This window comes from Nocardia sp. NPDC051833, assembly GCF_040681225.1.
Lineage (GTDB): Bacteria > Actinomycetota > Actinomycetes > Mycobacteriales > Mycobacteriaceae > Nocardia.
In genome coordinates this window covers 432,415-444,552 of record NZ_JBFAYK010000001.1, presented here as the reverse complement: position 1 = coordinate 444,552, position 12,138 = coordinate 432,415, and the positions used below count along the sequence as shown (strand labels likewise).

The window sequence follows — 12,138 nt, the reverse complement described above, 5'->3', positions numbered from 1 at the left end:
GTGAGCGAGTTGCAGCAGACTCCGGTGGTACGGCGGATCGGGCTGGTCGAGGACCACGAGTCCGTCGCGATCGGGCTGGCCGCCATGCTCGGGCCCGAACCCGATCTGGACCTGGTCGCCACCGCCGACACCGTCGCCGGGCTGCTCGCCGCCGACGACGCCCTGGACCTGGTCGTGCTCGACCTGCGCCTGCCCGACGGCTCGACCCCCGAGGACAACGTCACCACGCTGCGCGAACGCGGCATCGAGGTGCTGGTGTTCACCGGCGCCGACAACGCGTTCCTGGTGCGGTCGGCGGCCAAGGCGGGCGTGCTCGGGGTGCTGCGCAAGTCCGAGAGCGTGGCGACCGTGGTCGCCGCGGTGCGCCGGGCCGCCTCCGGGGAACAGGTCGTCACCACCGACTGGGCCGCCGCGATCGACGGTGACCCGCAGCTGTCCGACGTCGGCCTCAGCCCGCGCCAGGAAGAAGTGCTCATGCTGTACGCCTCGGGGGAGAAGGCGTCGCGGGTGGCCCGGCTGACCGGCCTGTCCGAGCAGACCGTCAACGACTATCTCGGCCGCATCCGGCAGAAGTACGCCGACGCGGGCAGGCCCGCCCCCACCAAGACCGACCTGTACAAACGGGCCGTCGAGGACGGCTGGCTGCCCGTGCCGGAACGTCAGCAGCGCCCGTGACCGCCACCGCGGTCCGCCCGGCAGCCGGGCCCGTCGCGGTGGACACCGAGCTCTCCCGGGCGGCGACCGACCAGATCCTGCGCAGGCTCGGCGTGGTGATCGGCGTCGGCGCGATCATCGTGATGGCCCTCGAACTGCCCGCCGTGCTGATCCAGCCGATCAACCGCTCGGTGTGGCCCGAGGTGCATCTGGTGGCCGCGTATCTGTTCTTCGCGCCGCTGGCCGTGGTGTCGGCGCGCGGGCCGGTCACCGCGATCCGCCGGGTCGCCGCGGCGGCCGCGATCTGCTATCTGGTGGCGACGGTGACGACGCCGCTGGTGTACTCCGTGGTGACCGTCGGGTCGTTCGCGTCGTGGCCGTATCGCGGGCTGGTCCTCGGGGTGATGGCGGGCGGGCTGGCCTGGTCGGTCCGCACGGCGTCGTGCTTCGCTGCGGTGCTCGCGGTGGCGACGAGCGCGTCCAATGCCGCGGTGGTGCCGGACAGTTCTGCGTGGGCGCTGTTCGGCGATGTCACCAGGGCGTTGGGCGTGGCGGCGCTGTTCCTGTGGTGCGTGGTCTACGCGCGCACCGCCGCCGAACGGGTCGACAAGGAAGCGGTCCGGCAGCGCTCGCGGGCGGCGACGGTCGCGGCGACGGCGGCCCGCGAACGCGAGGCCGCCCGGTTCGCCGCGCTCATCCACGACGCGGTGCTGTCGACCCTGCTCGAGGCCTCCCGCACGGCCGGCTCCACCGCGGCCCTGTCCGCCCAGGCGACCCGCACCCTCGAACAGCTCGAACAGGCGCGCAGCGCACCGGAACTCGATCATCTCGACGCGGCCGCCGCGGTGGAGTTCCTGCGGGCCGCGGTGCACGAGGTCGATGCCGAGATCCCGGTCCAGGCGGCGCGGCGCGGCGCGGACCTGTGCCTGCCGCTGGAGTCGGCGCAGGTGCTGGGCGCGGCGCTGAGCGAGGCCGTGCGCAACAGCGTGCGGCACGCGGAGGTCGCGGGCAGGCGGGTGCGGCGTGACGTGGCCGTCACCGTGGCGACCGGCGGCATCAAGGTGGTGCTCTCCGACGACGGCGCCGGCTTCGACCCGGCCCGGGTGCCCGCCGACCGGATGGGCATCGCGGGCAGCATCCTCGGCCGGATGCGCACCCTGCCCGGCGGGGCGGCCTTCGTCGAGTCCGCGCCCGGCGCCGGCACCGTGGTGACGCTGGTGTGGGGCAGTCATGGCTGAGCGCGACCTGCCGTTCGGCATGCGTGACCTGTTCGGCCTCAGCGACGGCATGGCCTGGCTGTTCGTGGTGATCTTCGAGGCCACCATCGTCATGTATCTGCGGGTGAACTTCGACATCGTGCCGCCGATCCCGGCGGCCGTCGCGCTGGTGCTGATGGCCGTCGCCGCGCTGGTGGTGCTGGTCTTCCCGGTGGATCCGCTGCCGTGGCCCGCCACCGCCTACGTCGCCTGCGCCGGACCGGCCGCGATGGCGCTGACGGTGCCGTGGATCGAGAACCCCACCGGCTTCTCGCACCAGCTGTGGACCGCCTACCCGACCTCGTACCTGCTGGCCATGCTGGTGCTGCGCGGACGCATCCTGTCGGCCTGGCTCGGCGTCGCCGCCGCGGCGACCGTGCTCGTCACCATGGGCGTGTTCACCACCTGGCATCCGGAGACGGTCGTGCGGGCGCTGACCCCGGTCGCCACCGTCGGCGTGGTGACGGTGTTCATGGCGATCGTGCGGCCCACCCAGCGTTCGTTGCGCGAGCTGCGCGGCCAGGCCAACCGGCGCGCGGCGACCGAGGCGGCGCTGTCCGCCGCGAGCGCCGAACGCGACCGGCAGCTGACCCGGCTCGAGCTGCGCGCCCGGCCGATCCTCGCGCGCATCGCCGAGGGCGCCCACCTCACCGACGGCGAACGCGAACAGTGCCGGCTGCTCGAAGCCGAACTGCGCGACGGACTGCGGGCTCCCGAACTGGTCACCGAACAGCTCAGCGCCGCCGCGCGCGGCGCCAGGGCGCGCGGTGTCGAGGTGACCCTGCTCGACGACGGCGGCTTCCGCGGCGTGCCGACCTGGGTGCGCCACAACGTGATCGACGCCGCCATCGAGGCGCTCGACGCGGCGCAGGAGGGCACGGTCACCGTGCGGGTGCTGCCGATCGGGCGGCGCTGGGTGGCGACCGTGCTGGCCGCCGCCGCGACCGGCGACCGGCGCACCGAGATCGATACCGCGGGGGTCGTGCGGGTCTCCACCTGAGCCGCGCCGATCTGTCGTACCCCTGTGCCAGGCTGAGGGAATGCAGCGGATGAATGCGGCGACGGCCCGGCGGATCGCGCTGGCCGCGCAGGGTTTCGGCAAACGTCGCCCGGCCAACCCGAACCGGCGGGCCGTCCTCGATGTCGTCGCCAGAACCCGTCTGCTGCAACTGGATTCGGTGTCGGCGGTGGTCCGGGCGCACTACGCGCCGGTATTCAGCCGGATCGGTCCCTACGACCGCGCCCTGCTCGAGCAGGCGGCGTGGAGCGACAGCCCGCGCGCCCGCCGTGGCCTGGTCGAGTACTGGGCGCACGAGGCGGCGCTGATCCCGGTCGCGGATTGGCCGCTGCTGCGCTGGCGGATGGCCGAGTACCGGCACGGGCGCTGGTCGGGGATGCGCAAGGTCGTCGAGCGGAATCCGACCCTGGGCAAGGACATCCTCGATGTCGTCACCGAGGTCGGCGCGTCCAGCGCGGGCGAGATCGAACGCCACCTGGAGCTGGACAAGCCCCGCCCCAAGGGCACCTGGTGGAATCTCAGCGACACCAAGATGGTGTGCGAACAGCTCTTCGCCGCGGGAGAACTGTCCATCGCGCGCCGGGCGGGCTTCACCCGCCAGTACGACCTGACCGAACGCGTCGTCCCGGCCGACGTCCTCGACCGCGAGATCGGCGAGGACGACGCCGTGCGCGAACTGCTGCGCCGCTCGAGCCGGGCGCTGGGCATCGGCACCGAGACCGACCTGCGCGACTACTACCGGCTGAACCGGCGCCAGAGCGCCCCCGCGATCGCCGATCTCGTCGACGCGGGCGAACTGCTCCCGGTCGAGGTCGCGGGCTGGGACGCGCCCGCCTACCTGCACCCGGAGGCGAGCACCCCGCGCCGGATCACCGGCGCAGCCCTGCTGTGCCCGTTCGACCCGCTGATCTTCTTCCGCCCGCGCACCCAGCGGATCTTCGACTTCCACTACCGCATCGAGATCTACACGCCCGAACCCCAACGGGTGCACGGCTATTACGTCTTCCCGTTCCTGCTCGACGGCGTCCTGGTCGGCCGCGTCGACCTGCGCGCCGAGCGGGGCAGCGGCAGGCTGCTCGCGCCCGGCGCGTTCGCCGAGCCGGGCTACGCGACGGCCGAGACCGCGCACGCGCTGCGCGGCGCGCTGCGGGAGATGGCCGACTGGCTCGAACTCGACGAGGTCGTCATCGGCGAGCGGGGCGACCTCGCCCCGCTGCTGTGACCGGCTACCAGCCCTTCGGACCCTGGCCGCGCATCTGATCGCGCAGGGTGTTGGTGACCGCGCCCGAGAGCCAGGAGTTCAGGGACTGCCCGTTCTGCGCCGCCGCCTCCTCGGCCTTGGACTTGAGCTGTTCGACCAGGCGCAGGGTGACGCGGCTGATGTCGCCGGTCATCTCCTCGAAGGTCGGCTGTTCGTCGGAGCCCGACGGCGTGTTCTTGCGCACGTCGGCCACCGCCTCGGTGCCGTCGAGGCGGACGTGCACGGTGCGGTCGCCGAGTTCGGCGCTGATCTCCGCGGCCAGTTCCGACAGCGCCGACAGCAGCACCAGCCTGCTCGAACTCTCCACCGCCGCGGCCAGTGCGGCGGCGGTGGCCTGCGTTTTCTCGTCGCCGAGGGCTGCGGCGGCGATCAGTTCCTCGCGCAGCCGCGCGGTATGAGCGTTCAGATCCATGACATCAGTGTGACGTCATATCTGACGGCGCGCAAGGAAGGACGTGATGTCACCGCCGAACAGGGGAGACGGCGAAAAACACCCACCGGCAGCCGGATCGGCCGCTAGGGTGTCGAGGCTCATCCGGCGACCGGGTAGCCTTTCTGACCATGACGAACGGTGAATCGACGCCAACGGAGCTGCACGCGTCCGGCACGGTAGGTGTCGCGATGGTGACCCCCTTCAGCGCTGCGGGCAAGGTCGACGTCGATGCCGGTGTGGCCCTGGCCGCACGCCTGGTGGACCGCGGCGTCGACCTGCTGGCCATCTCGGGGACCACGGGTGAGTCGCCGACCACCACCGAGCACGAGAAGGCCGAGCTGCTGCGCGCCGTCGTCGACGCGGTCGGCGACCGCGCCACCGTGATCGCGGGCGCGGGCACCTACGACACCGCGCACTCCATCGAACTGGCGCGCGCGGCCGAGAACGCGGGCGCGCACGGCCTGCTCGTGGTGACGCCGTACTACTCGCGTCCCACGCAGGAGGGCCTGCTCGCGCACTTCACCGCGGTCGCCGACGCCACCGCGCTGCCGGTGACGCTCTACGACATTCCACCGCGGTCGATCGTGCCGATCGCCATCGACACGATCCGCCGCCTCGCCGATCACCCGAACATCGTCGCGGTCAAGGACGCCAAGGGCGACCTGGTCTCCGGTGCCGACCTCATCGCGACCACCGGCCTGGACTTCTACTCCGGTGACGACGGCCTCAACCTGCCGTGGCTCTCGGTCGGCGCCACCGGCTTCATCAGCGTGATCGGACACGTCGTGCCCGAGCGCCTGCGCGAGATCCACCAGGCCTACACGGCCGGTGACGTGGCCAGGGCCAGGGAGATCAACGCGACGCTGCTGCCGCTGTTCGCGGCCATGACCCGCCTGGGAGGTGTGGCGATGTGCAAGGGAGCTCTTCGATTGCTCGGTGTCGATGTGGGTGAACCCCGGTTGCCCCAGCTGATGCCGACGCAGGCGCAGCTCGACGCGCTGGCGCTGGATCTGCAGGCCGCGGGGGTGTCGGAATGACCGAACCCACCGCACGTAAGCCGCGCCGCCGGTCCGCCAGTCGCGCCGCGGGCGCGCCCGAACCCACGCCGACCCCGGTCGAGCAGGTCGAGCCGCCGCGGCAGGCCGCGCCCGAGCCGGTCGCCGAGATCGTCGCCGAGGCCAACCTGGTCGGCGAGGCCGAGGTGGGCACCGATCTGATCAGCGTCGCCGAGGAGCAGGTCACCGCGCCGAAGAAGACCTCCTCGCGCCGCGCCAAGAGCAAGCCCGCCGCCGAGCAGGCCCCGCAGCAGCAGGCCCGCGGCGGTGGCCGTGGCAGGCAGGGCGGCGGCCGTGGCCGCGGTTCCGCGCCGGTGGCCGAGCCGCGCGAGAAGGCGCCCCAGGACCGCCTCGGTAGCCCGCCCAAGCTGCCCAAGAACGGCCTGCGGGTGTTCGCGCTCGGCGGTATCGGCGAAATCGGCCGCAACATGACCGTCTTCGAGTACGACGGCAAGCTGCTGATCGTCGACTGCGGCGTGCTGTTCCCCGAGGACCAGCAGCCCGGCGTCGACCTGATCCTGCCCGACTTCCGGCCCATCGAGGACCGGATGGACGACATCGTCGCCATCGTGCTCACCCACGGCCATGAGGACCACATCGGCGCGGTGCCGTTCCTGCTGCGCAACCGCCCCGACATCCCCGTGATCGGTGCGAAGTTCACCCTCGCGCTGGTCGCCGCCAAGTGCCGTGAGCACCGGCTGCAGCCCAAGCTCATGGAGGTCGCCGAGGGCGAGACCACCGTGCACGGCCCGTTCGAGTGCGAGTACTTCGCGGTCAACCACTCGATCCCCGACGCCATCGCGGTCGCCATCCGCACCCAGGCCGGCGTCGTGCTGCACACCGGTGACATCAAGCTCGACCAGCTGCCGCTCGACGGCCGCCTGACCGACCTGGCCGGGTTCTCCCGGCTCGGCGACGAGGGTGTCGACCTGTTCCTGGTCGACTCCACCAATGCCGAGGTCCCCGGCTTCGTCACGCCCGAGCGCGAGATCGGCGGCGTGCTCGACAACGTCATCGGCAAGGCGCGCAACCGCGTCATCGTCGCGTCCTTCGCCAGCCACGTGCACCGCATCCAGCAGGTCGTCGACGTGGCGCAGAAGTACAACCGCAAGGTCTGCTTCGTCGGCCGCTCGATGGTGCGCAACATGCAGATCGCGCAGGACCTGGGCTACCTGACGGTGCCCGACAACGTGGTCGTCGAGATGGATCAGGCCGCGAACCTGCCCGGCAACCGCCTGGTGCTGATCTCCACCGGTTCCCAGGGCGAGCCGCTCTCGGCGCTGGCCCGGATGGCGCGTGGTGACCACCGCCAGATCAACATCCGCGCCGACGACCTGATCGTGCTGGCCTCCTCGCTGATCCCCGGCAACGAGAACTCGGTGTTCGCGGTGGTCAACGGCCTGGCCCGGCTCGGCGCCACCGTCATCACCCAGCAGAACGCGAAGGTGCACGTCTCCGGGCACGCCTCGGCCGGTGAGCTGCTGTACCTGTACAACGCGGTGCGCCCGACCAATGCCATGCCGGTGCACGGCGAGTGGCGGCACCTGCGCGCCAACGCCGCGCTCGCGGTGGCCACCGGCGTGCCGGAGGAGCGGGTCGTGCTGGCCGAGGACGGTGTAGTGGTCGACCTGGTCGACGGCATCGCCTCCATCGTCGGCCGGGTGCCGGTCGGGCACGTCTACGTCGACGGTCTCTCGGTCGGCGACGTCGGCGAGTCGACCCTGTCGGACCGCCTGGTCCTCGGCGAGGGCGGCTTCATCTCGATCACCGTCGTCATCGACTCGACCACCGGCAAGGCGGTCAGCACCGAGCTCAACGGGCGCGGCTTCTCCGACGACCCGACCGCGCTCAACGGCGCGAACGAGCTGGTGGAGTCCGAGCTGCTGCGGCTGGCCGGCGAGGGCATCACCGACACCCACCGCATCGCCCAGGGCGTGCGCCGGGTGGTCGGCCGCTGGGTCGCCGACACCTACCGCCGCCGCCCGATGATCGTGCCGACGGTCATCGGCGTCTGATCCGCTGAGCCACGAAACCGCCGGGTGACCCTGTCAGCCGGCGGTTTTCGCGTTCGGGTCAGGCCTGGCAGGCCGCGGAGTCGAGCTTCGCCGACTTCACGATGTTGCAGGCGAAGGTGTGCGAGACCTTCCAGGAATCGTCCTCGGCGACGAAGTCGACGAAGGCGTCCTGCACCGGCTTGCCGTCGATGGTGACGTCGGCGTCGGCCTTGAGCTTGCCGTCGGCGGGCTCGCCGACCTTGGTGATCGCGACGGTCACCTTGTTCTTGTTCGCGGCGTCGACGAACTTGTCGACCAGCATCGGATCCTGATCGGCGTCCTCGATGTAGGTCTTCTTCTCGTCACCGGTGAGCTTGCCCGCCAGCGCCTTGTTGATCCGGCTGTTGAGCTCCTCGGCGGTCGGCTTGGGCAGGTTGGGCGGGGTGGTGACGGCGAGGTCACCGCCCTCTTCCTTGCCCTGCTTGGTGCTGCCCGACTCGAAGCCGGCGCCGGCGCCGGCGGCGGTCGTGCTGGTCGCGCCCGCGCTCGACGAGCCGGTGTCGCTGCCGCACGCGCTGAGCCCGAGTGTCGCGACGATCGCGACGAGGACGGCGGCGGTCTTCATTGGACGGTTGTTCACTGCAACTCCCCAGATGCTGTTCGGAGACGGGTCGGGCTAGAGCTGGTAACCGCTGGTGCAGTTCCAGTGCTTGATGGCGGCGTTGCCCGGATTGTTGTTCAGCGCTTCGCGTTTGGCGCCGCCGATGGTCGACGCGGAGCCGTAGCTCCACCAGCCGCGCGAGATCGCGATCGCGCCACAGCCGTTGCGGTAGGACACCTTCACATCGCACCCGCCGCCGCCTCCGCCGCGGCGGCAGGCCGCCATCGCGCCCGCCTCCGCGTCGGCATAGCTGCCGTAGTCGGTGGCGTACCCGTAGACCCCCGGTTTGACCGACACCGCGATGGCGCCGTAGTAGCTCCCTTGCGCGTTGGCCGGAGCGATGTTGCCCGCGACCAAGGCCGCGGTCGTCGCGCCGAAAACGGCAACGCTGGTGAGCATTCTCTTCACGTGTAGCTTCCCCTTCACGAGCTGCGGGTCATCGACCCGATCGAGCGCAGTCAACGTAACGGCCGGATCGTCGCGCGCGCCAGCGATCCGGCGCCGAAACGGCCGAATTACAGGGGTTCGACAAGGATTCGATAAGCCACGGGCCGCGAAACGCGGTCGCGCGCGAGTTCTCCCCGTCCCGACCAGGGCCCCGCGACCTGCGACTCCGGGTGAGATCAGCGTCGCAACCGGGGTGGGACCAGTGTTGCGGATGGTCCGGACGGGGCCTGAGCGGCTAGCCTGATGGTCATGGCAGGTAAGTCCCGCAGCACCACGACCTCTCGGGCGCGGGCGGGATCGAGCCGGGGGCAGACGCCGCCGCCGCGATCTCGTTCCACGACACCGCGAGCGTCGGCGGCGCCACGCGGGCGCACCGCCCCCGCCCGCCGACCCGTCAAACGCGCGTCGAACACCGCGCCGCTGGCCGTGATCGGGCGCGGCGTCGGCAGCGGCTGGACCATGCTGGCCCGCGGCGTCGGCGCCACCACTCGCACGCTGAGCCGGGCGGGCGAGATCGAGCACGGGCACCGGCGCGACGGCATCGGCCTGGCGCTCATCGCGGTGAGCGCGATCATCGCCGCCGCCATGTGGCTCTCGGCGGGCGGTCCGGTCGGCCGTTTCCTCGAAGACGTCGTGCGCGCCATCGCGGGTACCGCGGGCGGATTGGCGCCGCTGCTGTTCATCGCGCTCGCCGTGGTACTCATGCGCACCGAGCCGCACCCGGAGATCCGGCCCCGGCTGGTGCTGGGCGGTTCGCTCGTCGTGCTGCCCGCGCTCGGCATCTGGCACCTGGCCGCCGGGTCACCCACCGACGCGCACGGGCGCTCGCGGGCGGCGGGCATCCTCGGCTATGCCATCGGCGGCCCGCTCGGGCAGGGCCTCACGCCCTGGCTGGCGCTGCCGATCCTGTTGCTGGCCATGGTGTTCGGCGTGCTGCTGCTCACCGGGACGACGGTGCGCGAGGTGCCCGCGGCGCTGCGGGAGTACTTCGGCCTCGGCGAACACGGCGGCGACGACGATCCCTACGATCCGGCCAACTACGACGACGACGGTTTCCCGCTGCACCGCAACCGTACCCGTCGTCGCGGTCGGACCCCCGACGACAACTACCCGACCGACGAATTCGGCGGCTCCGACGCGCGCACCGAATCGCTCGGCGAACCGCCGTTGCGCGAGGCGAAGCAGCTGCAGCTCGACGAGGAACCGCCCGCGCCCGAACCCGCGCCCAAGCCGGCCCGCAAGCGTCCGCCCGCCAAGGTCGTCGACCAGACCCCGCCGCCGCCCGCCGCGCCGGAGTTCGTCACCGACCGGGTCGTCGACGGCGACTACACGCTGCCGCCGCTGACGCTGCTGCTCGACGGTGAACCGCCCAAGAAGCGTTCGGCCGCCAACGAATCGATGATCGAGGCGATCACCGAGGTGCTGGTGCAGTTCAAGATCGACGCGGCGGTCACCGGTTTCGTGCGCGGCCCGACGGTCACCCGCTACGAGGTGGAGCTGGGCCCCGGCGTCAAGGTCGAGAAGATCACCGCGCTGGCCCGCAACCTCGCCTACGCGGTCGCGACCGAGAACGTGCGCCTGCTCGCGCCGATCCCCGGCAAGTCCGCGGTCGGCATCGAGGTGCCCAACTCCGACCGCGAGCTGGTGCGCCTGGCCGACGTGCTCAAGTCGCCGCACACCCGCAACGACCACCATCCGCTGGTGATCGGCCTCGGCAAGAACATCGAGGGTGAGTTCGTCTCGGCGAACCTGGCCAAGATGCCGCACCTGCTGGTGGCCGGTTCCACCGGTTCCGGTAAGTCGAGCTTCGTCAACTCGATGCTGGTCTCGCTGCTGCACCGGGCCACCCCGGACGAGGTCAGGATGATCCTGATCGACCCGAAGATGGTGGAACTCACGCCGTACGAGGGTATTCCGCACCTGATCACGCCCATCATCACCCAGCCGAAGAAGGCCGCCGCCGCGCTGGCCTGGCTGGTCGAGGAGATGGAGCAGCGCTATCAGGACATGCAGGCCAACAAGGTCCGCCACATCGACGACTTCAACAAGAAGGTCAAGTCAGGCCAGATCACCGCGCCGCTGGGCAGCGAGCGGGTGTACCGGCCCTACCCGTACATCCTGGCCATCGTCGACGAGCTCGCCGACCTGATGATGACCGCGCCGCGCGACGTCGAGGACGCGATCGTGCGGATCACCCAGAAGGCCCGCGCCGCCGGTATCCACCTGGTGCTGGCGACCCAGCGCCCCTCGGTGGACGTGGTCACCGGCCTGATCAAGACCAACGTGCCCTCGCGGCTGGCCTTCGCGACCTCCTCGCTCACCGACTCGCGCGTCATCCTGGATCAGCCCGGCGCGGAGAAGCTGATCGGCATGGGCGACGGCCTGTTCCTGCCGATGGGCGCGGGCAAGCCGACCCGTCTGCAGGGCGCGTTCATCTCCGACGAGGAGATCCACGCGGTCGTCGAGTTCAGCAAGACCCAGGCCGAACCGGAGTACCAGGAGGGCGTGACCGCCGCCAAGGCGGGCGAGGTCAAGGACGTCGATCCCGACATCGGCGACGATATGGACGTGCTGCTCCAGGCCGTGGAGCTGGTGGTCACCTCGCAGTTCGGCTCCACCTCGATGCTGCAGCGCAAGCTGCGCGTCGGCTTCGCCAAGGCGGGCCGGTTGATGGACCTGATGGAGACGCGCGGCGTCGTCGGGCCCAGCGAGGGCTCCAAGGCGCGCGACGTGCTGATCAAGCCCGACGAGCTGGACGGCTTGCTGTGGTCGATCCGGGGTGGCGACCCCGGCGGCGCCGAGGACGAGTAGGTCGAACGCACGCCGGTCGGCGCGCGATACTGGTTTGCTCTGACCGTGCCGGGAGTAGTCGGCGACGAACGAGGAGGGACCGTGGCTCACCGCGGAGTCGAACCGCGCGTCCGGGCCTTATGAGAGCCCGTCGGCACCTGCGTGAGCCGGGAGTGGTGAACGGTTCCCTCGGCGAGAGTCGAACTCGCACTTGCCGGTACCTGAGACCGGTGCCTCTGCCAGTTGGGCTACGAGGGAATGACTGATCGCCCCGGGCCGCGCTGCGGCGGGCTGGGGTACGTGACAGGACCGCGAGCGGTCGGCTCGCGCGTGGGGGAGGGGTGCCTAGCGGCTCAGCACCGGACGATGCCGGTCAGCAGTCGCCGCGTGCGCTCGACAGGCGCTGCGGCAGCACGGCACCCAGGGGTAGCCGGTGCATCTCGACACGGCGTTCGTACTTCGCGGTGGATCCGTTCACGGCTAGCTCCTCTCGGGGTACCGGTGGGGTGACGATGCGTCGACGGTAGCAGCGGTCGGTGCCCGGCGAAACGGATTTTTCCGACGCGCCC

10 protein-coding genes and 1 tRNA gene are annotated in these 12,138 nt (G+C 71.2%); 7 read left to right on the top strand and 4 right to left on the bottom strand.

Translation table 11 applies throughout. The annotated features are described in order from the left end of the window. Genes AB0L91_RS02140 through AB0L91_RS02125 form a run of 4 tightly spaced genes read left to right on the top strand, consistent with a single transcriptional unit; the run spans position 1 to position 4,150 of the window. Positions 1-675, top strand: a complete 675-nt coding sequence (locus AB0L91_RS02140; RefSeq protein WP_365006922.1) for a response regulator transcription factor — start codon at positions 1-3, stop codon at positions 673-675. Beyond that, positions 672-1,892, top strand: a complete 1,221-nt coding sequence (locus AB0L91_RS02135) for an ATP-binding protein (protein WP_365006921.1) — start codon at positions 672-674, stop codon at positions 1,890-1,892. The genes AB0L91_RS02140 and AB0L91_RS02135 overlap by 4 nt, the downstream gene beginning before the upstream one ends. Then, entirely contained in the window at positions 1,885-2,910 is a 1,026-nt protein-coding gene (locus tag AB0L91_RS02130) for a hypothetical protein (RefSeq protein WP_365006920.1), read from the top strand. The genes AB0L91_RS02135 and AB0L91_RS02130 overlap by 8 nt, the downstream gene beginning before the upstream one ends. 40 nt (positions 2,911-2,950) lie before the next feature. Then, positions 2,951-4,150 (top strand): crosslink repair DNA glycosylase YcaQ family protein, encoded by a 1,200-nt coding sequence (locus AB0L91_RS02125; RefSeq protein ID WP_365006919.1) that lies wholly within the window; start codon positions 2,951-2,953, stop codon positions 4,148-4,150. Positions 4,151-4,154: 4 nt separating this feature from the next. Here AB0L91_RS02125 and AB0L91_RS02120 read toward each other — a convergent pair whose 3' ends face one another. After that, positions 4,155-4,601: a toxin-antitoxin system HicB family antitoxin gene (locus AB0L91_RS02120; RefSeq protein WP_357344601.1), complete on the bottom strand. Its 447-nt coding sequence runs from the start codon at positions 4,599-4,601 to the stop codon at positions 4,155-4,157. Between the two features lie 149 nt (positions 4,602-4,750). Between AB0L91_RS02120 and dapA the strand changes: the two genes are divergently transcribed. Both dapA and AB0L91_RS02110 read left to right on the top strand, forming a co-directional pair. Beyond that, on the top strand, positions 4,751-5,659 hold the full coding sequence (gene dapA, locus AB0L91_RS02115; protein ID WP_355277753.1) for a 4-hydroxy-tetrahydrodipicolinate synthase: 909 nt from the start codon (positions 4,751-4,753) through the stop codon (positions 5,657-5,659). Further along, a complete protein-coding gene (locus AB0L91_RS02110) occupies positions 5,656-7,692 on the top strand; it encodes a ribonuclease J (RefSeq protein ID WP_365006918.1) in 2,037 nt (678 codons plus the stop codon). The genes dapA and AB0L91_RS02110 overlap by 4 nt, the downstream gene beginning before the upstream one ends. A gap of 58 nt (positions 7,693-7,750) precedes the next feature. On the opposite strand, the gene AB0L91_RS02105 is transcribed toward AB0L91_RS02110, so the two are convergent. Further along, positions 7,751-8,311: a hypothetical protein gene (locus tag AB0L91_RS02105; protein WP_365006917.1), complete on the bottom strand. Its 561-nt coding sequence runs from the start codon at positions 8,309-8,311 to the stop codon at positions 7,751-7,753. Between the two features lie 36 nt (positions 8,312-8,347). Next, complete coding sequence (locus AB0L91_RS02100) at positions 8,348-8,731, bottom strand: DUF4189 domain-containing protein (protein ID WP_365006916.1); 384 nt, start codon at positions 8,729-8,731, stop codon at positions 8,348-8,350. Between the two features lie 297 nt (positions 8,732-9,028). Here AB0L91_RS02100 and AB0L91_RS02095 point away from each other — a divergent pair, with 297 nt between their 5' ends. Next, on the top strand, positions 9,029-11,590 hold the full coding sequence (locus AB0L91_RS02095; protein ID WP_365006915.1) for a DNA translocase FtsK: 2,562 nt from the start codon (positions 9,029-9,031) through the stop codon (positions 11,588-11,590). Between the two features lie 163 nt (positions 11,591-11,753). On the opposite strand, the gene AB0L91_RS02090 is transcribed toward AB0L91_RS02095, so the two are convergent. Further along, positions 11,754-11,827 (bottom strand) — tRNA-Leu (locus AB0L91_RS02090). Between the last annotated feature and the right edge of the window lie 311 nt (positions 11,828-12,138).

Bases quoted from the DNA above. Each gene is read 5' to 3' on its own strand.
- AB0L91_RS02130 (WP_365006920.1), top strand. From the start codon at position 1,885: ATGGCTGAGCGCGACCTGCCGTTCGGCATGCGTGACCTGTTCGGCCTC.
- AB0L91_RS02125 (WP_365006919.1), top strand. From the start codon at position 2,951: ATGCAGCGGATGAATGCGGCGACGGCCCGGCGGATCGCGCTGGCCGCG.
- AB0L91_RS02120 (WP_357344601.1), bottom strand. From the start codon at position 4,601: ATGGATCTGAACGCTCATACCGCGCGGCTGCGCGAGGAACTGATCGCC.
- dapA (WP_355277753.1), top strand. From the start codon at position 4,751: ATGACGAACGGTGAATCGACGCCAACGGAGCTGCACGCGTCCGGCACG.
- AB0L91_RS02110 (WP_365006918.1), top strand. From the start codon at position 5,656: ATGACCGAACCCACCGCACGTAAGCCGCGCCGCCGGTCCGCCAGTCGC.
- AB0L91_RS02100 (WP_365006916.1), bottom strand. From the start codon at position 8,731: ATGCTCACCAGCGTTGCCGTTTTCGGCGCGACGACCGCGGCCTTGGTC.
- AB0L91_RS02095 (WP_365006915.1), top strand. From the start codon at position 9,029: ATGGCAGGTAAGTCCCGCAGCACCACGACCTCTCGGGCGCGGGCGGGA.